Source organism: Stenotrophomonas sp. Steno-C17 (assembly GCF_056393165.1).
The window spans coordinates 125,551-146,912 of sequence record NZ_JBWJPD010000002.1; the positions used below are offsets into that span (position 1 = coordinate 125,551).

Annotated in this window: 15 protein-coding genes; 6 read left to right on the forward strand and 9 right to left on the reverse strand. The window is 66.6% G+C overall.

Going from position 1 to position 21,362, the window contains the following annotated elements:
* Positions 1 to 106 precede the first annotated feature (106 nt).
* Genes AC06FA_RS02440 through AC06FA_RS02450 form a run of 3 tightly spaced genes read right to left on the reverse strand, consistent with a single transcriptional unit; the run spans position 107 to position 4,364 of the window.
* Positions 107 to 1,648, reverse strand: a complete 1,542-nt coding sequence (locus AC06FA_RS02440) for an efflux transporter outer membrane subunit (protein ID WP_478066962.1) — start codon at positions 1,646 to 1,648, stop codon at positions 107 to 109.
* Positions 1,648 to 3,204 carry a DHA2 family efflux MFS transporter permease subunit gene (locus tag AC06FA_RS02445; protein WP_478066963.1) on the reverse strand — a complete coding sequence of 519 codons (1,557 nt, stop codon included), beginning with the start codon at positions 3,202 to 3,204 and terminating at the stop codon, positions 1,648 to 1,650. The genes AC06FA_RS02440 and AC06FA_RS02445 overlap by 1 nt, the downstream gene beginning before the upstream one ends.
* A complete protein-coding gene (locus AC06FA_RS02450) occupies positions 3,201 to 4,364 on the reverse strand; it encodes an HlyD family secretion protein (RefSeq protein ID WP_478066964.1) in 1,164 nt (387 codons plus the stop codon). The genes AC06FA_RS02445 and AC06FA_RS02450 overlap by 4 nt, the downstream gene beginning before the upstream one ends.
* 1,045 nt (positions 4,365 to 5,409) lie before the next feature.
* Between AC06FA_RS02450 and AC06FA_RS02455 the strand changes: the two genes are divergently transcribed.
* Positions 5,410 to 7,311 carry a P-loop NTPase fold protein gene (locus AC06FA_RS02455; protein ID WP_478066965.1) on the forward strand — a complete coding sequence of 634 codons (1,902 nt, stop codon included), beginning with the start codon at positions 5,410 to 5,412 and terminating at the stop codon, positions 7,309 to 7,311.
* Positions 7,312 to 7,658: 347 nt separating this feature from the next.
* Here the strand turns inward: AC06FA_RS02455 and AC06FA_RS02460 are convergent, their stop codons facing one another.
* The 3 genes from AC06FA_RS02460 to AC06FA_RS02470 all read right to left on the reverse strand — a co-directional run bounded on the left by AC06FA_RS02460 (position 7,659) and on the right by AC06FA_RS02470 (position 11,017).
* On the reverse strand, positions 7,659 to 8,771 hold the full coding sequence (locus AC06FA_RS02460; RefSeq protein WP_478066966.1) for a polyamine ABC transporter substrate-binding protein: 1,113 nt from the start codon (positions 8,769 to 8,771) through the stop codon (positions 7,659 to 7,661).
* 90 nt (positions 8,772 to 8,861) lie between these two features.
* Positions 8,862 to 10,259 (reverse strand): glutamine synthetase family protein, encoded by a 1,398-nt coding sequence (locus AC06FA_RS02465; RefSeq protein ID WP_312707197.1) that lies wholly within the window; start codon positions 10,257 to 10,259, stop codon positions 8,862 to 8,864.
* Entirely contained in the window at positions 10,256 to 11,017 is a 762-nt protein-coding gene (locus AC06FA_RS02470; RefSeq protein ID WP_478066967.1) for a gamma-glutamyl-gamma-aminobutyrate hydrolase family protein, read from the reverse strand. The genes AC06FA_RS02465 and AC06FA_RS02470 overlap by 4 nt, the downstream gene beginning before the upstream one ends.
* Before the next feature lie 199 nt (positions 11,018 to 11,216).
* Here AC06FA_RS02470 and AC06FA_RS02475 point away from each other — a divergent pair, with 199 nt between their 5' ends.
* On the forward strand, positions 11,217 to 12,455 hold the full coding sequence (locus tag AC06FA_RS02475; protein WP_478067112.1) for an NAD(P)/FAD-dependent oxidoreductase: 1,239 nt from the start codon (positions 11,217 to 11,219) through the stop codon (positions 12,453 to 12,455).
* 176 nt (positions 12,456 to 12,631) lie between these two features.
* A complete protein-coding gene (locus tag AC06FA_RS02480; RefSeq protein ID WP_478066968.1) occupies positions 12,632 to 14,212 on the forward strand; it encodes an MASE1 domain-containing protein in 1,581 nt (526 codons plus the stop codon).
* A 50-nt stretch (positions 14,213 to 14,262) separates the two neighbouring features.
* Here AC06FA_RS02480 and AC06FA_RS02485 read toward each other — a convergent pair whose 3' ends face one another.
* Positions 14,263 to 14,694: a hypothetical protein gene (locus AC06FA_RS02485; RefSeq protein WP_478066969.1), complete on the reverse strand. Its 432-nt coding sequence runs from the start codon at positions 14,692 to 14,694 to the stop codon at positions 14,263 to 14,265.
* 283 nt (positions 14,695 to 14,977) lie between these two features.
* Here AC06FA_RS02485 and AC06FA_RS02490 point away from each other — a divergent pair, with 283 nt between their 5' ends.
* Both AC06FA_RS02490 and AC06FA_RS02495 read left to right on the forward strand, forming a co-directional pair.
* Positions 14,978 to 16,321: a diguanylate cyclase gene (locus tag AC06FA_RS02490; RefSeq protein ID WP_478066971.1), complete on the forward strand. Its 1,344-nt coding sequence runs from the start codon at positions 14,978 to 14,980 to the stop codon at positions 16,319 to 16,321.
* A gap of 84 nt (positions 16,322 to 16,405) precedes the next feature.
* Positions 16,406 to 16,867: a bacteriohemerythrin gene (locus tag AC06FA_RS02495; RefSeq protein WP_108755823.1), complete on the forward strand. Its 462-nt coding sequence runs from the start codon at positions 16,406 to 16,408 to the stop codon at positions 16,865 to 16,867.
* A gap of 2 nt (positions 16,868 to 16,869) precedes the next feature.
* On the opposite strand, the gene AC06FA_RS02500 is transcribed toward AC06FA_RS02495, so the two are convergent.
* Positions 16,870 to 18,150, reverse strand: a complete 1,281-nt coding sequence (locus AC06FA_RS02500; protein ID WP_312707205.1) for an MFS transporter — start codon at positions 18,148 to 18,150, stop codon at positions 16,870 to 16,872.
* Between the two features lie 221 nt (positions 18,151 to 18,371).
* Positions 18,372 to 19,868, reverse strand: a complete 1,497-nt coding sequence (locus AC06FA_RS02505) for an aldehyde dehydrogenase (RefSeq protein ID WP_478066972.1) — start codon at positions 19,866 to 19,868, stop codon at positions 18,372 to 18,374.
* A 119-nt stretch (positions 19,869 to 19,987) separates the two neighbouring features.
* On the opposite strand from AC06FA_RS02505, the gene aptA reads away from it, so the two are divergent.
* Positions 19,988 to 21,340, forward strand: coding sequence for an omega-aminotransferase AptA (gene aptA, locus AC06FA_RS02510; protein ID WP_478066973.1), 1,353 nt, complete (start codon positions 19,988 to 19,990; stop codon positions 21,338 to 21,340).
* Positions 21,341 to 21,362 lie beyond the last annotated feature (22 nt).

Consider the following 21,362-nt stretch of genomic DNA (forward strand, 5'->3'; position numbering starts at 1 on the left):
GGGGCTCCGGGAGCGGGCGGTGGACAGCGGCGGCCATTCTACCGGCCGGGGGGCGATGGCGGTATGACGGGGTGTGGCGGGCGGCGGGTGGGTCCGCCGGGCAGGGTCAACGCGCGGCCACCGGCGGCGCATCCTGCCAGCCCAGCCCCAGGCTCTTCTGCAGCGCGACGTAGCGCACCAGCAGCTGCAGGCGCGCCTGTGCGGCACCGTCCTGGGCCTGCAGGCGTTGGCGCTGCACGTCCAGCAGGTCAATCTGCGAGGTCGCCCCGGCCTGGCGGCGCTGCGTCATCAGCGCCAGCGACCGCTCGGCCGAGGCCTGCGCCCGTTCGCTGGCCTGCAGCTGCTCGCGCGCCGCGCCGAACCGTGCCAGGGCGGTGTTGGCGTCCTGCAGGGCCGCCAGCACGCTGCTTTCGTAGGCCGCCAGGCGCGCCTGGTTGCCCGCCCGGGCCTGCGCCACCCGCGCCTTGTTGACCCCGAAATCGAACAGCGACCAGCGCAGGAACGGGGCCACGATCGTGGCCGCCGAATCCGGGCCCAGGTCGGACGCCGAGGTCGCCCCGGCACCGATGGTGCCCAGCAGGGTGACCTGCGGGAAATAGGCGGACAGGGCCTGGCCGATCTGCGCCGACGAGGCTGCCAGTTCGCGCTCGGCCTTGCGCACGTCGGGCCGGCGCTGGATCAGCGCGCCGGCATCGTCCACCGGCACGCTGGCTGGCAGCTGTGGCAGCGGCTGGTCGACGGCCAGGCGCGCATCCAGCGCGCCGGGCTCGCGGCCTACCATCAGCGCCAGCACATCACGCGCTTCGTCGGCCTGCGCGCGCAGCGGCGGCAGCGCGGCCTGCTGCTGTTGCAGCTGCGCCTGCGCGCGCTCGACCTGCAGGTCCGAATCGGCGCCACGCTGGCGACGCTGCCGGGTCAACTGCAGGCTGTCTGCGGCCGCACGCAGGTTGTCTTCGGCCAGGGCGATGCGTTCGCGGCTGCTGCGGTAGCCCAGGTACACCTGGGCCAGCTCGGCGGCCAGCTGCACCTGTGCATCGGCCAGCGCGGCCGCATTGGCCTCGGCCTCGGCCGTGGCCTGCTCGGCTGCACGGCGGCGGCGGCCGAACAGGTCCAGTTCCCAGCTGGCATCGAAGCCGGCCACGTACAGCTCGGTGTCCAGATCGAGGTCGGCGAACTGCTGGCGCAGCTGCGCGGCCTCCTGCGGCCGGCCGTTGGCCTCGGCCACGCTGGCGATGTTGTCGCCCAGGCCACGCACGCTGTTTCCCAGCGAATCGGGCGCCTTGATGTTGGCGTAGCCGGCGGCAGCGCCCACCGATGGCAGCTGCTCGGCACGGCGCTGGCGCTGCAGTGCGCGCGAGGCGAGCAGCTTGGCCTGCGCGGCACGCAGGTCGGGGCTGTTGCGCAGCGCTTCGTCCACCAGCTGGTCCAGCAGCGGATCATTCAGCGCGCGCCACCATTGGCTGGGCGGCGTGGCCGGCTGCACGCCGGCCTGGGCGGCGCGGTGCAGCTGTGCCTGCGCGGTGGCGTTGCCGGCCAGCTCCGGCTTCACGTAATCGGGCCCCAGCATGCAACCGGCCAGCAGCAGCGGCAGCAGGGCCGGGCACAGGCGGCGCAGGCGGAAGGGAACGGGCAAGGAAGTCGAAGTCATCAGTGCATCGCCAGGGGAACGCCCTTGGGCAGGGGCTTGAGCAGGAACACCAGGGGAAAGGTGAGCACCACGATCAGGCCGAAGATCCAGAACAGATCGTTGTAGGCCATCACCATCGCCTGCATCTGTACGGTCTGCGCCAGCACGGCCACGGCCTGGCCGGCATCGCCCAGCTGCTGGCCATAGGCATGCAGTGCGTCCTGCGCCACGGTGGAATTGGCGGTGACGCTGCTGCCGATCGCATCCACGTGCAGGGTGGTACGCCGTTCCTGGAACGTGGAAATGATCGCCAGTCCGATCGAGCCGCCCAGGTTGCGCGCGGCGTTGAACAGCCCGGACGCATCGCTGGTGTACTCACGCGGCACCGAAGTGATGGCGGCCTGGTTCAGCGCCATCATCGCCAGCGCCAGCCCGCAGCCCTGCAGCAGCTGGCCGATCACGAAGTGCGGGCCGATGCTGTCCGGGCTCAGGCCCAGGTTCACGAAGCACGCCGCGGCAAAGCACAGCATGCCGCCGAACACCATGATGCGCACGTCCACCGTTTCCAGCATCTTCGGCATCAACGGCATCAGCAGGATGGTCGGCAAGCCCGCCAGCAGCAGCACGTAACCGGCCTGTTCGGTGTTGTAGCCGGCGATGATCGCCAGGAACTGCGGGATCATGTACATCACCCCGAACAGGATCATGCCGACCGCCATCACCATCACGAACACCGCGCCGAAGCTGCGCTGGAACAGGATGTTCAGGCGGATGACCGGTGCCTTGCTGGTGAACTGCGAGACCGCCAGCAGGGCAAAGCCCAGCAGCGAGACGATGCTGAGCACCACGATCATCGTGGATTCGAACCAGCGCTCGCGCTGGCCATCTTCCAGTACCACGGTCAGTGCGGACAGACCGGCGGTCATGCCGACGATGCCCAGCCAATCGGCACGCAGCAGCCCGCCCCAGTCCGATTTCTCGTGCGGCAGGCCCAGCAGCAGCAGCGCGACCAGCCCGGCGCAGATCGGCACGTTGATGAAGAACGCGTAGTGCCAGCTGACGTTCTCGGTCAGCCAGCCGCCCAGCAGCGGGCCGATCACCGGGCCGAGGATGACGGTCATGCCGAACAACGCGGTGCCCAGCGGCTGCTGTTTCGGCGGCAGGCGCGTACCGACGATGGTCAGCGCAGTGGGAATCAGGGCGCCGCCGGCAAAGCCCTGCCCTACCCGTCCGGCAATCATCATCGGCAATGAATCGGCCAGCCCGCACATCACCGAAAACGCCGTGAACAGCGTGGCGCAGATCAGCAGGAAGGTGCGCAGGCCCAGCGTGCGCACGAACCAGCCGGTCAGCGGAATCATCACGATTTCCGAGACCAGGAACGCGGTGGAGATCCAGGTGCCTTCGGTGCCACTGGCGCCGACCTCACCCTGGATGGTGGGCAGTGCGGCGTTGACGATGGAAATATCCAGCGTGGCCATGAACGAGCCGATGGTGCCGGCGGCCACCGCCAGCCACGCTGCGGCATCGGCCTTGCCTTGCGCGGCGGGCGCAGCAGGTGCGGTTGCTGCGTTCATCGCGCGCCGCGGGCCTCGGCCTCGTCGTGGCTGCGCTCGGCGTCGTCCTTCGCGCTGCGGGTGTCCACGGTCACTTCCACCGACATGCCCGGCACCAGCACCTTGCGCGCCTCGGTGCCGGCATCCACGCGGATGCGCACCGGCACGCGCTGCACGACCTTGGTGAAGTTGCCCGTGGCGTTCTGCGGCGGCAGCAATGCGAACTGCGAACCGGTGCCCGGCGAGATGCTTTCCACCGTGCCCTTCAACGTGGTGCCCGGCAGTGCGTCGACCTTGATTTCGGCCGGTTGCCCGGCGCGCATCAGGCCGACCTGGGTTTCCTTGAAGTTGGCGCTGAGATACAGCGCGGCGACCGGCACCACGGTCATGGTGCGGGTACCGGCGGCCACGAACTGGCCCACCTGCACGGTCTTGTTGCCGATGCGGCCGTCGATGCGCGCGCGCAGTTCGGTGTCTTCGAAGGCCACGCGGGCCTGGGCGGCGTCGGCCTGGGCCTGCTTCAGCCCGGCTTCGGCCTGTTCGCGCTGGGCCTGGCTGGCTTCGATCTGGCTCTGTGCGCCGGCAATCTGCGCCTTGGCCGCATCGTGCTGCGCCTGTGCGCGTTCCAGGTCGTGGCGCAGGCTTTCCACGTGTTCATGGGTGTCGGCACCACTGGCGGCCAGCGGGGTGAAGCGGGCCAGTTCGGCGCGGGCGAAGCGTAGCGAGGCGCTGGCGGCCACCAGTTGCGTACGCGCCTGCAGCAGGCTGGACTGCTGGCCCTGCACGCCGGCGGTGGCCGCGGCGATATCGGCCTGGCGCACGGCGATCACGGCTTCGGCCTGGTCCAGGGTGGCGCGGTAGGTGCGCGGGTCGATGCGCAGCAGCGGTTGCCCGGCCTTCACCCATTGGTTGTCCTGCACCAGGACGTCGGTGACGTAGCCGTTGATGCGCGGGGCGACGGCGACGGCGTCGGCCTGCAGGTAGGCGTTGTTGGTGTCCTGCAGGTAGCGGCCTACGCGCAGGTGGTAGACCAGCCAGACGATCAGTGCGATGGCCACCACGATGCCGATGATCGCCAGGGTCCAGCGGACCTTGGGGTTTTTCAGCGGCGAGGGCTTGTCCTCGTTGGTGGAGGCGTCTTCGTCAGTGGGGGCGTCTGTGCGCTGGGGCTGGTCGGTCATCGTCTCGTCGTGGCGGTGGTCAGTGCCATACGGGACGGTAGGGGAAGGAGTGCGGAGGTGAGGTGAAAGCGTTTGTCGCTTGCCGGTGTTGGGTTCCCGTGTGGCAGGGGCCAACGCCGGGGGCTTGGCCAGGACACGCGGTGAACCCATCCATGGGGCTCGTAGGCGCCATCCCTGGCGCCTGCGGTCCTGGCCAAGCCCCCGGCGTTGGCCCCTGCCCTCACACATCCCGGCGGCGGACAGAAGGTCAACGGCAGGGCAAAAGCAGGTAAACGGCAGCATCAAATCCCTGCCAGGACAGGACCGGAATTGCATCACCTTTTTCAACAATCTGTTAGTCACAACGAATGGCTCTTTGGGCTCTGCGCTGGACCCGCCTAGCTGCCAGACAGAAACCGAGATGAGGCCACCTCTTCGCGCAGGGTGCTACCGCATCCTCGCGGCCACCGAAGGCCCGCCCTCTTCGCTCAACCGTGATATACGATTCCGAGCTTATGTGCATGGATTAAGCGCGAGTGTAGAGGTGTTGCGGGCCGCCGCCGATGACATGACCATACGGGTAAGGACATCCAGCGGACGTCAGGGGGCGTGAAACCATGGAAGGACAGTCAATCGACTCTCCGATGAGAAAGGGCTCCGCCGAGTTCGGGTACTACCCAGAACCCTGCAACATCGACATAGACCACTTTTCGGTCCGAACGCTTACCAGTCTCCAGGAATCCATTGCGGCGGTGACGGATGATTCCGGCACCGTGGACGACCGTAATTATCCGATTGCGCAACGTCCTCGCGAATTATTCAGCGGGAAAGCCCACCGGCTGCCCTGTTCCGCGTGCGTCTTTGGGCTGCGCGAAACCAATGTCCCGCCCTTCATCAAAGAACCAACTCACTCAACCTTGCCTTCTTTCTGTGCATGCGATCGACCACGACCGATGCCGGCCTGCTTGATGCGGCGCCGACCAGGCCCGACGTCCAGTCGGCAGTCACCACGCGTCATCTCAACGCCCTCAGTCTCCATGACTGAACTCACGGATAGGAAAGACCAATGACCGGTCACATCAATACTAAACCCGCACTGTCTGAACCAGAGCACGGTCCATCTGCGCCGTCCAAAGCGAGCATGGATTCCGGGAATGAAGCGATAGATCGCAATGTTCACGTAAAAGAGTACCTGCGCTACTACCTTTCGCTGTCCACGCCGCCAGGCTTCGCTGTTCTTCTCGATGGTCCCTGGGGCATCGGCAAGACCTTCGTCATCAAGAAATTCATGGACACGTTGGATAAGGAAACGTCGCCGTACATCTATGTCAGCCTCTACGGCATCCGATCGGTAGACGACATCGACGACGCCATCCTTCAAGGCATGTATCCCGTACTGGCGAAGAAGGGTGTTGAAATAGGAGGCAGAGCGCTCAAGTCAATCGGGAAGTATTTCAACGTAGAGCTGGACCTGAAAGCAAAGGACTTCCTCAATAAGTCCAAGGCCAACGTCTACGTCTTTGATGACCTAGAGCGAAGTGAGATGCCCATCAACACAGTGATGGGTTACATCAACGTATTTGTGGAGCACGAGGGGCGCAAGGTCATCCTGATCGCAAACGAGAAGGAGATCGACGAGAAAATAAAGTACAAACGAATTCGCGAGAAACTTGTTGGCAAGGCATTCGAAGTACAGTCGTCGCTCGAGGAGGCATTGCAAGGATTCTTCTTCGCGGTCAAGGACGAGGCCTCGAGGCATTTCATCTGCTCCAATTCCTCCATAATCTCGGAGGTCTACTATCAGTCTGAGATGGACAATCTGCGAGTTCTACAGCAAACCATCCTGGACTTCGAACGACTCTACATCGTCTTGAAAGAGAGGCATCGGAAGAACGATCAAGCGATGAGGGCCCTGCTGGCCATTCTGTTCGCGCTCTCATTCGAGGTCAAAGCGGGACGACTTGTCGCGGACGACATGAAAAATCGCCGGTCCCAACTTATGTCTTCGTACATCCGGAACGAGAAGGAAAACTACGTTCCACCCAAGATTGTCGCAGTCAACGGCCGATATCCCCTTGCGCGGGTCGATTCAGACCTTCTATCGGACGCCACGTTGATCGACCTGATCGTGAGGGGGATCGTTGATTGGAAGAAGATCCACGATGAGCTGGATGAAAGTTCATTCTTCTTTGCGCCTGAGCAAGAGCCAGCTTGGCGGACCGTATGGAACTATCATTCGCGCACGGAAGAAGAGTTCAATGCAGCGCTTACCGAGATGACGCGGGCCTTTGCCGCGCATGAGTACACGGTCCTAGGCGAGATTCGGCATATTTTCGGCATTCAGCTCCGATTGTCGTCAATCGGCGTTACGACCGTCAGTCGCGCACAGGTGGTCGCCGACGCAAAGGCCTATGTGGACTACCTGTACGACGAGAGATTGATTGAGCCTATTGAGCGGAACAGAGACAGTTTCGATATCAACTTCGATAGCTATAGTGGCTTGGGCTACATGGAAGCTTCTTCAGTAGAGTTTAGGGACATCTCCGAGTACTTGAACCAGAAACGCCATGCGGCTGCGGTCGATAGTCGACCCGCCATTGGCAGAAACCTTCTCGCGCTGATGGTGGAAGATCCCACCCAATTCCTCCGCCGGATCTGCTTGACCAATCATGAGGAAAATGAGTTCCACAACATCCCTGTTCTGGCCACCGTGGACGTGCGTAGATTCGTAGACGCGTTCCTCAAGCTTCACCCGGAGAAGCAGCGAACGGTGATGCTGGCGCTCAAGATGCGCTACCAACATGACATGATCGACCGTTATCTGGCGGATGAACGGGCTTGGGCAATCCAGGTCAGGGACCAGCTGCTGGCCGCGAGTGCGGCGATGTCCCCCATTTCGAAGGATAGATTGCTATGGCTCGTCGCCTACGGCTTTGAAGAAGCCCTGGCGTCCGCTGAAGGACCGTAGGGCCGCTCGGGCGAGGCCTATTTACCTCGCCAGAACTCTCAAGCCCCGACCATGAAGGCTTCGAGCACAAGCCAGTTGAAGGCCGCTGCCTCAAGGTTGGTCTTCTTAATCTTCGCCAGACGCCCTGCTCCGTCGCGAACTCACCGACCGCGTGTACGATCTCAATTTTAGGAACTAGCTGGAAATAGCCTCTCGCACTCGGCTGAAACCACGCAGCTATATCCAGTTCCACCGCCTGCGCCAGCCCTTCGCCGCACGGATAGGTGGTGGCCCGCCATCACATTCAACTTGAGGCAAAAAAACGGAGGCCGTTGGCCTCCGTTTTTCTTTACGACATCAACCGATGCTTACTTGCCGGTCTTCACTTCGGTCCACAGGCGGGTGTAGAGCTTGTCGGTTTCCGGGGTGTTGATCGAGTAGGTGAACATCTTCGCGGCGACGTCGGCCGGCGGGTAGATGGTCGGGTCGGTGCGGATCGCTTCGTCCACCAGCGGGGTGGCGGCGGTCACCGGGTTGGCGTAGTGGATGAAGTTGGTGTTGGCTGCGGCGACCTTCGGTTCCAGCAGGTAGTTGATGAAGGCGTACGCGGCTTCGGGGTGCTTGGCGTCCTTGGGGATGGCCAGCATGTCGAACCATTGCGGGGCGCCTTCCTTCGGAATGGAATAAGCCACGTGCACGCCGTTGCTGGCTTCTTCGGCGCGGTCGCGGGCCTGGATGATGTCACCCGACCAGCCCACTACCAGGCAGGTGCCGCCGTTGGCCAGCGATCCCACGTACTGCGAGGAGTGGAAGTTCTGCACGTACGGACGGATCGACTTCAGCAGGTCGGCTGCCTTCTGCAGCTCGGCCGGGTCGCCGCTGTGCGGGTCCAGGCCCAGGTAATGAAGGGCGATCGGGATCATGTCGGCCGGCGTGTCCAGGATGGTCACGCCGCAGTCCTTCATCTTGGCGATGTTTTCCGGCTTGAACACCAGGTCCCAGCTGTTGGCGATGTCGGCGCTGCCGCCGAAGCGCTCCTTCAGCATGTCCACGTTGTAGCCGATGCCGGTGGTGCCGATCATGTACGGCACGCCGTACTTGTTGTCCGGGTCCTGGGTGGCGATGCGCTGCATCACCGACGGGTCCAGGTTGGCCAGGTTCGGGATCTTGCTCTTGTCCAGCGGCAGGAACACGCCGGCCTGGATCTGGCGGCCAAAGAAGTTCAGCGTGGGCACCACCACGTCGTAGCCGCTGTTGCCGGCCAGCAGCTTGGTTTCGACCATCTCGTCGCTGTCGAACACATCGTAGGTGACCTTGGTCCCGCTCTGCTTCTCGAAGTTCGGGATGGTGTCTTCGGCGATGTAGTCGCTGTAGTTGTAGACGTTCAGGACCTTGCTGTCCTGCGCGCCACCGTTGCCACCGCCGCCACAGGCGGCGAGCAAGGCGGAGGCCAGGCCGAGCGTGAGGATACGCAGCTTCATCGGGTGCTCCAGAATGCGGGTGGGGGGCCGGCCGGGCCGGCGACGGGTGCCAGCCTACCCCCCGGCGGCTCATTCATCAATTGCGGGTCTTCACACGTTCAACAGCAGGAACTCACGCTCCCAGGAGCTGATCACCCGGAAAAAGGTCTCGTATTCCTTGCGCTTGACCGAGATGTAGGCGCGGCAGAAGCGCTCGCCCAGCAGGGCCTGCAGTTCGGCGCACTGTTCCAGCCCATCCAGTGCCTCGCCCAGCGAGCGCGGCAGGTTGTAGCCCAGTTCCTTGGCGCTGCCGGTCACCGGCGCGTCCGGGGCCAGCCGCTCGCGGATGCCCAGCAGGCCGCAGGCCAGGGTCGCGGCCATCGCCAGGTACGGGTTGGCATCGGACCCGGCGAAGCGGCTTTCCACACGCATGTTTTCCGGTGTATCCAGCGGCACGCGCAGGCCGCAGGTGCGGTTGTCATAGCCCCAGTGCACGTTGCTGGGCGAGACTTCACCGAACACCAGGCGACGGTACGAGTTGACGTTGGGGGCGAAGAAGGCCATCGCCTGCGGCACGTATTTCTGCAGGCCGCCCAGGTAGTGGCCGAACACCGGGCTGAATTCACCTTCGGCATGGGTCTCGCCGGCGAACACGTTGCTGCCGTCGCTCACCCGCACCAGGCTCTGGTGGATGTGCATGGCACTGCCCGGCTCGTTCTCCATCGGCTTGGCCAGGAAGGTGGCGTACACGCCGTGGCGCATCGCCGCCTCACGCATGGTGCGCTTGAACAGGAACACCTGGTCGGCCAGGTCCATCGCATCGGCATGGGTGAAATTCACTTCCAGCTGCGCCGCACCGGATTCGTGGATCAAGGTGTCCACGTCCAGCTTCATCGCATCGGCGTAGTCGTACATCAGGTCGAGGATGGGATCGAATTCGTTCACCGCATCGATCGAGTACGACTGCCGCGCGGTTTCCGGGCGCCCGGAACGGCCGGCCGGTGGCAGCAGCGGGAAATCCGGGTCGGTGTTCTTCTGCACCAGGAAGAATTCCAGTTCCGGTGCCACCACCGGGCGCAGGCCCAGTTCGGCGTAGGCGGCCAGCACGCGGCGCAGCACGTTGCGCGGGGCCAGCTCGTGCGGCTCGCCGCTCTTGGTGTAGCAGTCATGGATGACCTGCGCGGTGGCATCGGCCGCCCACGGCACCATGCGCACGGTGTCCGGGTCCGGGCGCAGCATCATGTCCGAATCCGAGGGCGAGGTCAGGTCGTAGTAGTCATCGGGGAACTCGCCGGTGACCGTGGTGGCGAAGATGCCTTCAGGCAGGCGCGTGCCGTAGTCGTGCGAGAACTTGTCGGCGGGAATGATCTTGCCGCGCGCGTTGCCGGTGATGTCCGGCACCAGGCATTCCACTTCGGTGATGCGCCGTTCCTTCAGCCAGCGCAGCAGGCTGCTTTCCTGCGGCTCGGGGGGCGTGGCCGTCTTGCGCGGGCGCGGTCGGGAACTCATCGGGCATCCAGTCGATTCTGTTGGTACTGACGGCAAGCTTGGCCGAAAGCATGGAAAATAGCGTGATAGAACGGCGTCTGCGTGACACGCCATTCCGGGTGCCACTGTACGCCCAGCACGAAGCGGTGGTGGCCACTGCGTGCGGCTTCGACCAGGCCGTCGTTGGCGGTGGCCTCGACCTGCAGCGCGGGCGCCAGCCGTGCGATGCCCTGGCCGTGCACCGAATTGACCTGCACCGTGTCGCCACCCTGCCACTGTGAAAGCCATCCGCCGGCGGCCAGTTGCACGCTGTGCGCCGGCCCGTACTGCACCTCGACCGCGGCCTGCGGATCTTCGCGATGGTCGGCCAGGCCCGGCACCGCGTGCACCTGCGGGTGCAGGCTGCCACCCAGGCTGACATTCAGTTCCTGGAAGCCGCGACAGATCGCCAGCACGGGCAGGTCGAGTGCAAGCGCGGCCTGCAGCAGCGCGAACGCGTTGGCATCGCGCGCCGGGTCATGCGGATTTCCCGCCCAGGTGCGCCCGCCTTCGTAGTGCTGCGGTTCGATGTTGCTGACCGCGCCGGTCAGCAGCAGCCCGTCCAGGTCCTGCAGCCAGTCGGCCGCAGGCAGTGGCGGTTGCAGGCTGGGCAGCAGCCAGGGTGTCACGGTGGCGGCATCCACCAGCGCGCGGACATACTTCTCGCCGGCCATCGCGAAACGGTGATGGCCCATCACGGTGCTGTCGGTGGGCAGGCCCACCGCGGGCAGGCGGCGCATGCGGGACTCCTTGGCGTGCCTGCACGGTACCTGTGTGCCGGCACGGGCGGCAAGTCGCCACCATCACGCCGCTGGGCGCGCCGCTGGGCGAAACTACCCGCGTGACGACCGCCTGCCCTGCCCCTTCCCAACCGCCGCCATCGCACCTGCGAGGACGCGCGTGAGTGCCGCTTTCCCGCCCAGCTGGTATGCCGCCAGCCTGCCAGAACCGCCGCCGTTGCCGCCCCTGCAGGGCCAGGTACAGGCGGACGTGGCGGTGCTGGGCGCCGGCTACACCGGACTGACCGCCGCGCTGGAACTGGCCGCGCGCGGCTACCGCGTGGTGGTGCTGGAGGCGCAGCGGATCGGCTGGGGGGCGTCGGGCCGCAACGGCGGCCAGGCCCTGGTGGGCTACGGCTGCGAAGTGGACACGCTGGAGCGCGAGATTGGCCGTGCCGATGCGCGCCTGCTGTTTGACTGGTCACGCGATGCGGTGCAGGCCATGCGCGGGCGCATCGAGCGCCACGCCATCGCGTGCCACTGGGTGGAAGGCCATGCCAGCGTGGCCATCCGCGCGCGCCACGAGCGCGACCTGCAGTGGCACTGCGACCACCTGCAGCGCCACTACGACTACCCCATGCAGTGGTGGGACCGCTCTGCCCTGGCCGCCCAGCTGGACAGCCCACGCTACCGGGCCGCCATGTTCGACCCGCTCAGCGCGCACCTGCATCCGCTGGCCTATGCGCGCGGTCTGGCCGACGCCGCGCGCGCGGCCGGGGTGGTCATCCACGAACAGTCCCCCGTGGTGCGGGTACAGCGCGGTCCGGCGCCGGCCCTGCATACCGCCGCGGGCAGCGTGCACGCCCACCATCTGGTGGTGGCCGGCAACGCGTTGCTGCAGGGCCTGCTGCCCGAGCTGGAGCGGCGCATCATGCCGGTCGGCACCTACGTGGGCGCCAGCGCGCCGCTGGGCGCCGAGCGCGCGCGCGCGCTGATCGCCAACAACATGGCCGTGGCCGATACCGCCTGGGCGCTGGACTATTTCCGCCTGAGCCATGACCACCGCCTGCTGTTCGGCGGGCGCGCCAGCTATTCGGCGCTGCCGCCGCCGGGCCTGCGCGGGGTGATGCAGCGGCGCATGCACCAGGTCTTCCCGCAGTTGGCCGATGTGCCCCTGGAACAGGTCTGGGGCGGCTTCGTCGACATCACCCGCAACCGCGCCCCGCACTGGGGACGGCTGGACTCCAACCTGTACTTCGCGCACGGCTTTTCCGGCCACGGGGTCGCCGCCGCGGGCCTGGCCGGCGAGGTGATCGCCGCCGCGATCGCCGGCCAGAGCGAGCGCCTGGACGTGTACCAGCGCCTGCACCATGCCCCGTTCCCGGGCGGCCGCCTGTTGCGCACGCCGCTGCTGGTGGCGGCCATGTCCTGGTACAAGCTGCGCGACGCGCTCTGGTGAGACCCGGTGTGAAAGTGTGAACTCGGTCAGAGGCCGCGCGTGCCGGTTGGCAGGGGCGGCGTGGCACGACGGTTGCAGGCAATTGCAAGCGTCCGCCGCAGCCGATACTGTCGCGGATTGGGGCCAGGCGCGATGCCTGGAGTGCGCTGGCGCGCAGCAGCAAGGGAGACTTGCGATTGAACTGGTGGACGAATGGAATTCGCCTGGATGTACGTATCCGACCGGCGGGGCTTGCTCTGGCGGCGCTGTATGCGCTTGCCTGCTGGGCCACCCGGCAGATTTCGCTGGACCAGTTCTACCTGCCCGCCGGCATCCGCGTGGCCGCACTGCTGCTGTGCCCGCCGCGGCTGTGGGGCTATCTGATCCTGGGCGAGTACGCCTACTTCGCGCAGATGCGCTACCCGATGATCGACCGCTACGGGCTGCCGTGGGTGGTGCTGGCATCGGCCTGCCTGATACCGGCCGTGGCCCTGGTGGTGGGTCTGCACCGCCGGCGCCTGGCCACGTCCGGTGAAGCCTGGGTCCTGTCCATTGCCGCGTGGGCGGCGCTGGCCACCGCGGTCCTGAAGCTGGCCCTGGCCCATCTGCTGTGGCCGACCCCGCCGTCCGATCCGGTGCTGGGCAGCGCCATCCGCTACCTGCTGGGCGACTACATCGCCATCATCACCGTGGTCCCGCTGGCCCTGTTGTGGTCGCAGCGCAGCGCCGGCCACGACTGGTCCAGCTGGCGGCAATGGCCGACCGTGGCCTCGCTGGCGGCCCTGCTGCTGCTGGGCGGCGCAGCGATCTGGGCCGGCGCCAGTTCCGACCCGGCCAAGACCAGCCTGCAGCTGCTGATGGCCCTGCCCGCGGTGGCGCTGACCTGCATGCATGGCTGGCGTGGCGCGGCCGTGGCGGTGCCGCTGCTGAACATGCTGATCAGCGTGGGCACGCCCAGCAGCGGCCTGCCCGGCTCGTTCGATGAGCGCACCTTCATGACCCTGCAGATCGTGGCCGTGGCCGGCACCGCCCTGCTGGCGCTGGGCTCGCGGATCAGCCAGCACTACCACCAGTACGCGCACCACGACCAGGCCGGTCGACAGGCCGCCGATTTTTCCCGCAATGCGCATATCGCCAATGAAATGGACCTGCGCCAGCGTGCGTTGGCACTGCGGCGCATTGCCGATGACATCGAAGCCTCGCTGGGCGAGACCGCCGAACTGCTGAAGCTGCATGGCCACCATGAGCCCGCGCGGCAGTTGCTGGGCACCGCCACCAGCCATTCACGACAGTTCCGCGAGCTGACCAGCATGGTCTACCCCGCAGAACTGGAACAGCTGGGCCTGTATCTGGCCCTGCAGGCCAGCGGCATCCACCAGGCCTGGGACGCGACAGATCGGCTGGGGCGCCACCAGCTGCAGGGCGATCCCTGCCAGTTGAACCTGGGCCTGCAGCTGGCGACTTACCGCACCCTGGCCGAGGCGGTGTCGCTGCTGCTGAATGGCGAACGCGGGCAGATCCAGGTGCGCGCACGCTGCGGCCGCCGCGGTCTGCAGCGCGGCATCGTGGTCACGGTGGGCCTGCTGGACCGCCACCGCGTTCTGTCCGACGAAACCATGGCACTGGCACGGCGCCGCCTGAGTGCGCGGGCCATCGCCTACGGTGGTCGCGTGGACTGCCGCGGCAATCGCATCCGCATGCTGCTGCTCGATTCACCGGCGCAGGTAGAACAGGACATCGCGCTGCCGGCACGGCTGGCCCCGCACGGCCTGCGCTGAGCACAGCCACGACCGGCCCCGCGCGCAGCAGGGCCGGTCATGCAGCGCTGTTACTGGCCTTCGCCCGGCAGTTCCACCGACCAGATCGCGTCGGCGCCCTTGCCGTACACCACCAGCGAGAACTCGGCGCGGCGATACACCACCTGGCGCGACGCATTGGCCGGAATCACCAGGCGCTGCGAGGGCAGCGAGGTCTTGGCCGGCGACTTGCCCGCCGGCAGCGTCCAGAACACGTTGTCGAGCGTGCCGACGATCAGCTTCACCTGACCCGTCAGGTCATTGACCTGGAAATAGGTGATGCCATCGCGCTGGAAGCCATACACCTGCCAGGCCGGGTCCTGGCTCAGGTTCAGTGCGGCGGGCAGCGCCTCGCCCAGGCCACTCTTGGCCAGCTGGATGCCGTTGCCGTCGCTGGGGCAGCAAGCGGCGGCGGCGATCATCGGCATGGACAGCAGCGCAGCCGCTGCAATGGCAGTACGCATACGGGAAAAACGCACGGGCAACCCCCTTGTGGAATGAATGTTGATGAGCGGCCAGGCAGTGCCGCGTTCGCCTGGCACAGCCGCTGTGCATCGGCGCGGGCACCGGCGGTGCCCGTGAACTCCGAGCGCCCCCGGCCAGCACGGCCGGGTAGCGGCACCGAGCATACCGGTCCCGGGCCACGGCAGCATGTGCCGCCCGCCACGCTGACGGCCACGATGGACTAAAGTTTCGCCTGCAACGGCCGCTACCCCGGCCAAGCCCTCCGACGTGAGCCACCGCACCATGCCCGTCCTGCCGCAGGTCGTTGTCGATGGCGACCTGGCCGATCCCCTGCCGCAGCGGATCCTGCTGGTGGAAAATTCACGTGCGTTCACCGGCATGCTGCGCGAAGCGATCGAACAGCGTCTGGAGCTGCCGGTAGTCGTAGCGTCCACGCTGGCCGAAGCGGGTCGGCTGCTGAGTGAAGAAGGCGGCTGGTTCCTGGTACTGACCGGACTGGTCCTGGCCGACGGTGACCGTGATGCGGTGGTCGAGTTCTTCCTGAAGCGCGATCTGCCCACCGTGGTGGTCAGTGGCGTGTATGACGAAGACCTGCGCAAGCGCGTGCTGCAGCAGCAGATCATCGATTACGTGCTGAAGAACACCCCCGGCAGCATCGATTACCTGGTCTGGCTGGTACAGCGGCTGGAGCGCAACCGTCGCATCGCCGCGCTGGTAGTGGACGATTCACCGTCGGCGCGTGGCTACGCGGCGGCACTGCTGCGCATGTATGGCCACGAAGTGTACGAAGCGGCCGATGGCAGCGAGGGCCTGGCGGCGATCGAGGCGCACCCGGCCATCCGCCTGGCGGTGGTGGACCAGGAAATGCCGGGCATGCAGGGCGTGGAATTCACCCGTCGCCTGCGCACCCTGCGCTCGCGCGACAAGGTGGCGGTGATCGGCATTTCCGGCAATACCGATGCCTCGTTGATCCCCCGCTTCCTGAAGAACGGTGCCAACGATTTCCTGCGCAAGCCATTCTCGCGCGAAGAATTCTTCTGCCGCGTTTCGCAGAACGTGGACCAGCTGGAACTGATCGGCACACTGCAGGATCTGGCCACCCGCGATTTCCTCACCGGCCTGCCCAATCGCCGCTGTTTCCTGGAACAGAGCCAGCGCCAGCTGCCGCAGCTGCAGCTGCATGGCCAGAGCGTGGCGGTGGCAATGATCGACATCGACCACTTCAAGCACATCAACGACACCTACGGCCACGAAGCCGGCGATGATGCGCTGCGTGCCGTCGCCCGTGCAGTGGGCGACCACGCGCGCAGCCAGGACCTGATCGCGCGCTTTGGCGGCGAGGAATTCTGCCTGCTGGTACCGGACATGGAGCAGGACGAGGCGCTGCAGTACTTCGAAGACCTGCGCCAGCGCATCGCCGCGCTGGAGGTGGACATCGGCACGGCCACCCTGCGCATGACAGTGAGCATTGGCCTGTGCTGCCTGCAGCCGCAGCGCGATTCGCTGCACCGGCTGATTTCCGAGGCGGATCGGCAGCTGTACCTGGCCAAGGCCGGCGGCCGCAACCGGGTCAGCAGCACCACCGTGGCCGCGCCGCAGCGCGCGCGTGAGCCTGCTTTATCCTGACAAGCATGCTTTGATCCAGATCAACGCCGCCTGCCGGGCGCGCGCCTACAGTCGCACCCGACATCAGCATGAAGGGGCGCCGGGATGGCACTACTGCTCTGGCAGGACGATCTGAACACGGGCATCGATGTGATCGACCAGCAGCATCGTCGCATCGTGGAAATGCTCAACCACCTGCACGTGGCGCAGTCCAGCCTGCAGCGCGTGGCGGTGGCCGAGGTGATCGACGAAGTGGTGGACTACACAATGTCGCACTTCGCGTTCGAAGAGGAGTTGATGGAGGAAGCGGGCTATCCGTTCTGCGCCGCGCACAAGCGCGTGCATGAAATCTTCATCAAGCGCGTGGCCGAGTACCGGCTGCGCTTCCAGGCCGGCGAAGATGTCAGCGACGAGCTGCGCACCATGCTGTCACGCTGGTTGTTCAACCACATCCGTGGCGACGACCAGGCCTATGCCGAGCAGGTGAAAGCGCACTTGAACCAGTTCGCCCGCGAGCACCAGAGCGGCGGCTGGCTGGGCCGCACGCTCAAGCGCATCTTCGGCTGAGGTCACCCACCGCGCCGGTGCAGCGCCACCAGCGCGCACAGGGTGGCCACCGCGGTCAGGCACAGGTAGTAGCCGACCGCCACCAGACCGAAGCGTTCGGCCAGCCAGGTGGCCAGGTACGGAGCCGGTGCGGCACCGAGGATGCCGGCCAGGTTGAACGACAGCGAGGCGCCGGTGTAGCGCACCTCCACCGGGTAGATTTCGGCCAGGAAGGTGCCACAGGGGCCGTAGGTCAGGCCCATCAGGAACAGGCCCAGGCACAGGAAGACCAGCACCAGCCACGGGCTGTTGGCCTGGAACAGGGGCGCGAAGAGTACGCCGAAGCCGAGGATCAGCACGCTGGCGATGATCATCGTGCGCCGCGTGCCCCAACGATCGCCGTAGCGGGCCGACAACGGAATGCCCACGGCGAAGAACAGCATCGCCACCATCTGCATCAGCAGGAACTGCTCGCGGCTGTAACCCAGCACCGCAGTGCCATGGCCCAGGCTGAATACCGTCATCAGGTAGAACAGCACGAAGGTGGCGAAGGCGCCCAGCGTGCCCAGCAGCATGGGCAGCGCATGGTGGCGCAGCACCGTCCACATCGGCAGGCGCACCGGCGCCTTGCGGTCCAGCGCTTTCTGGAAATCCGGCGTTTCGTGGATGTTCAAGCGCACCCACAGGCCGAGGGTGACCAGCAGCGCACTGGCCACGAACGGAATGCGCCAGCCCCACTGCAGGAAATCCTGCTGGCTGAGCCAGCGGCCGAGCAGCAGGAAGATGCCGGCCGACAACAGGAAGCCCAAGGGCGCCCCCAGCTGCGGGAACATGCCATACCAGGCGCGCTTGCCCGGCGGTGCGTTCTCGGTGGCCAGCAGCACCGCCCCGCCCCATTCGCCGCCCAGCCCCAGCCCTTGCCCGAAACGGCACAGGGCCAGCAGCGCCGGCGCCCACAGGCCGATCTGCGCATGGGTCGGCAGCAGGCCGATCGCGACAGTGGACAGGCCCATGGTGAGCAGGGCCGCCACCAGCGTGGCCTTGCGACCGATGCGGTCACCGAAGTGGCCAAACACCGCCGAGCCCACCGGGCGCGCGATGAAGGCCACCGCGAAGGTCGCCAGGGATTGCAGCAGGGCCGCCTGGTCGCTGCTTTCCGGGAAGAACAGGTGCGGGAACACCAGTACTGCCGCGGTGGCATAGATGTAGAAATCGAAGAATTCGATGGTGGTGCCGATCAGGCTGGCCAGCAGCACACGGCGGGGCGAATTCACGGGGGCAGCGGCAGCGGAGAGCGTGGACATCGGCGAGGCGTGGAAGGTGGATCGACCGATTCTGCCACGCGCGGACGGCCTGACGGGACGATGGTTTCAGCCGAGACCGATGGCAGCCGGTCTGGCGTCGAGCTTGCTCGACTGCCATTCGCGAAGAGCAGTCGAGCATGGCTCGACTCTACAGAAAGCGAAGAGCAGTCGAGCATGGCTCGACTCTACAGAAAGCGAAGAGCAGTCGAGCAAGCTCGACTCTACAGCTGGATCCAGGTGGCCTTGATTTCGCTGTACTTGTCGAAGGCATGCAGCGATTTGTCGCGGCCATTGCCCGATTGCTTGTAGCCACCAAACGGTGCGGTCATGTCGCCGCCATCCCAGCCGTTCACCCACACACTGCCCGCGCGCAGCTGGCGGGCTACGCGATGGGCGCGGCCCAGGTCGCGCGTCCACAGTCCTGCGGCCAGTCCATAACGGCTGTCATTGGCCAGGCGCACGGCCTCGGCTTCGCTGTCGAAACCCAGCACCGCCAGCACCGGACCGAACACCTCCTCCTGGGCCAGCGCCTGTTCCGGGCGCACCTGGTCGAACACGGTGGGCTGCACATAGCACCCGCCCGCCTCGACCTGCGCACGTTGCCCGCCCAGCAGCAGGCGCGCGCCGTCGGCCTCGGCGCGGGCGATGTCGGCCAGTACCTTGCCCACGTGTGCCGCATCGACCAGCGCCCCCATCGGCGCGTCCGGGTCCAGCGGGTGCCGCGGCTGCATGTGCCGTGCATAGGCCAGCACCTGGTGCACGAAATCGTCACGGATCGAGCGCTCCACCAGCAGGCGCGAACCGGCCGTGCAGACCTCGCCCTGGTTGAAGAAGATGCCCTGCGCCACCCCCTTGGCCGCCGCATCCAGATCCGGCGCGTCGGCGAACACCAGGTGCGGACTCTTGCCACCGCACTCCAGCCAGACCGGCTTCAGGTTGGAACGCCCGGCGTACTGCAGCAAGCGGGCCCCGGTCGCGGTGGAACCGGTAAACGCCAACACGTCCACGTCCATGTGCAGGGCCAGCGGCTCGCCTACGCGTTCGCCATGGCCCGGCAGTACGTTCAGCACACCGTCCGGCAACCCGGCTTCGGCGGCCAGCGCGGCCAGCCGCAGCGCGCTCAGCGGTGAGCGCTCGGACGGCTTCAGCACCACCGAATTGCCCATCGCCAGTGCCGGCGCGATCTTCCAGCAGGCCATCAGCAGCGGGAAATTCCACGGCACGATGGCGCCCACCACACCGGCCGGCTCGCGGCTGACCAGGCCCAGCTCGTGTGGCCCGGTCGGCGCGATGTCGCCGTACAGTTTGTCCACCGCCTCCGCAGTCCAGGCCAGGCAGCGCACCACGCCGGGCAGATCAATGCGCCGCGCATCGCGCACCGGCTTGCCCATGTCCAGGGTTTCCAGCAGGGCCAGCTCGTCGGCATGCTGTTCCACCAGCGCCGCAAGCGCCTGCAGCACGCGCTTGCGCTGGGACGGGCGGGTCTGCGACCAGTGGCCGGCCTCGAACGCGCGGCGCGCGGACGCCACTGCGCGATCCACATCACGTGCATCGCAGTCGGCCACCTGGCCCAGCACGCGCCCATCGATGGGGCTGATGCAGTCGAAGCGGGCGCCACTGGCTGCGTCCACGTAGCGGCCGTCGATGAAGGCCTGCGTCGGAAGGGCCACCTGGCCGGCCAGTGCCTGCCAGTGGCTGCGATCAGGGAAGTCGGCCATGTCGGGTTCCGGGCGAAGATCTGCCCCGGTTATACCGCCACGCCCGCATTGCGCCCGTGAGCGGGCATCACGCCCATCGGCTGCGCTACAGTCAGCGCAACGGACCCGACGGAGGCGGCATGAAGAATCCCGCGATCGACCCGCACGCGCTGGCCACCCAGCGCCCCGAATCGCTCGATGCGTACTGGATGCCGTTCACCGCCAACCGCCAATACAAGGGGGCACCGCGCATGCTGGTGCGCGCGGCCGGCATGCACTACGAAGATATCGACGGCCGCAGCATCCTCGATGGCACCGCCGGCCTGTGGTGCTGCAATGCCGGCCACGCCCGTCCCGGCATCGTCAAGGCCATCGCCGACCAGGCCGCCACGCTGGACTACGCGCCCGGCTTCCAGATGGGGTCACCGCCGGCCTTCGCGCTGGCCCAACGCCTGGCCGCACTGGCCCCGGCCAGCCTGAACCATGTGTTCCTGACCAGTTCCGGCTCGGAAGCGGTGGATACCGCGATGAAGATCGTGCTGGCCCACCATCGCCTGCGCGGCGAAGGCCAGCGCACCCGCTTCATCAGCCGCGAGAAGGGCTACCACGGGGTCGGCTTCGGTGGCATGGCGCTGGGCGGGCTGCCCAACAACCGCAAGCAGTTCGGCCTGCAACTGGGCGGCGTGGACTACCTGCGGCACACCCTGGACCTGGAGCGCAACGCCTTCAGCAAAGGCCTGCCGCGGCAGGGTGCCGAGCTGGCCGATGACCTGGAACGGCTGCTCGCCCTGCACGATCCGTCCACCATTGCCGCGGTGTTCGTCGAACCGGTGGCCGGCTCGGCCGGGGTGATCCTGCCCGCCCCCGGCTACCTGCAGCGGCTGCGCGAAATCTGCGACCAGCACGGCATCCTGCTGGTGTTCGACGAAGTGATCACCGGCTTCGGCCGGGTCGGCATGCCCTTCGCCGCCCAGCGCTTCGGGGTCACCCCGGACCTGCTGACGTTTGCCAAGGGCGCCAGCAACGGCGCCGTGCCGCTGGGCGGGGTGCTGGTCAGCGACAGCGTGCATGCCAGCTTCATGCAGGGCCCGGCGCAGGCCATCGAACTGTTCCATGGCTATACGTATTCCGGCCACCCGCTGGCCTGCGCCGCGGCCCTGGCCACACTGGACATCTACGCCGAAGAACGGCTGTTCGAGCGCGCCATCGAGCTGGGCGAGTACTGGCAGGAAAGCCTGCATGCGCTGCAGGGCCTGCCCAACGTGATCGACATCCGCAACTTCGGGCTGGTGGGTGCGGTGGAGCTCGCGCCGCGCCGCGATGCCCCCGGCAGCCGTGGCTACGAGGTGTTCCGGCGCTGCTTCCACGACGGCCGGCTGCTGGTGCGCTGCACCGGCGACATCATCGCGCTGTCGCCGCCGCTGATCGTGGACAAGCCGCAGATCGACCAGATCACCGCCATTCTGGGCGAGATGATCCGGGCCACCGCCTGAGCCGGGGCCGGACCGGGCGAGC

What these genes read in the sequence shown, in the direction of transcription:
- AC06FA_RS02470 (WP_478066967.1), bottom strand. Translation starts at nt 11,017, where the DNA reads ATGCGCCGCCTGCCCGCGGTGGGCCTGCCCACCGACAGCACCGTGATG.
- AC06FA_RS02440 (WP_478066962.1), bottom strand. Translation starts at nt 1,648, where the DNA reads ATGACTTCGACTTCCTTGCCCGTTCCCTTCCGCCTGCGCCGCCTGTGC.
- AC06FA_RS02500 (WP_312707205.1), bottom strand. Translation starts at nt 18,150, where the DNA reads ATGTCCACGCTCTCCGCTGCCGCTGCCCCCGTGAATTCGCCCCGCCGT.
- AC06FA_RS02495 (WP_108755823.1), top strand. Translation starts at nt 16,406, where the DNA reads ATGGCACTACTGCTCTGGCAGGACGATCTGAACACGGGCATCGATGTG.
- AC06FA_RS02485 (WP_478066969.1), bottom strand. Translation starts at nt 14,694, where the DNA reads ATGCGTACTGCCATTGCAGCGGCTGCGCTGCTGTCCATGCCGATGATC.
- AC06FA_RS02450 (WP_478066964.1), bottom strand. Translation starts at nt 4,364, where the DNA reads ATGACCGACCAGCCCCAGCGCACAGACGCCCCCACTGACGAAGACGCC.
- AC06FA_RS02490 (WP_478066971.1), top strand. Translation starts at nt 14,978, where the DNA reads ATGCCCGTCCTGCCGCAGGTCGTTGTCGATGGCGACCTGGCCGATCCC.
- AC06FA_RS02465 (WP_312707197.1), bottom strand. Translation starts at nt 10,259, where the DNA reads ATGAGTTCCCGACCGCGCCCGCGCAAGACGGCCACGCCCCCCGAGCCG.
- AC06FA_RS02445 (WP_478066963.1), bottom strand. Translation starts at nt 3,204, where the DNA reads ATGAACGCAGCAACCGCACCTGCTGCGCCCGCCGCGCAAGGCAAGGCC.
- aptA (WP_478066973.1), top strand. Translation starts at nt 19,988, where the DNA reads ATGAAGAATCCCGCGATCGACCCGCACGCGCTGGCCACCCAGCGCCCC.
- AC06FA_RS02460 (WP_478066966.1), bottom strand. Translation starts at nt 8,771, where the DNA reads ATGAAGCTGCGTATCCTCACGCTCGGCCTGGCCTCCGCCTTGCTCGCC.
- AC06FA_RS02455 (WP_478066965.1), top strand. Translation starts at nt 5,410, where the DNA reads ATGACCGGTCACATCAATACTAAACCCGCACTGTCTGAACCAGAGCAC.
- AC06FA_RS02505 (WP_478066972.1), bottom strand. Translation starts at nt 19,868, where the DNA reads ATGGCCGACTTCCCTGATCGCAGCCACTGGCAGGCACTGGCCGGCCAG.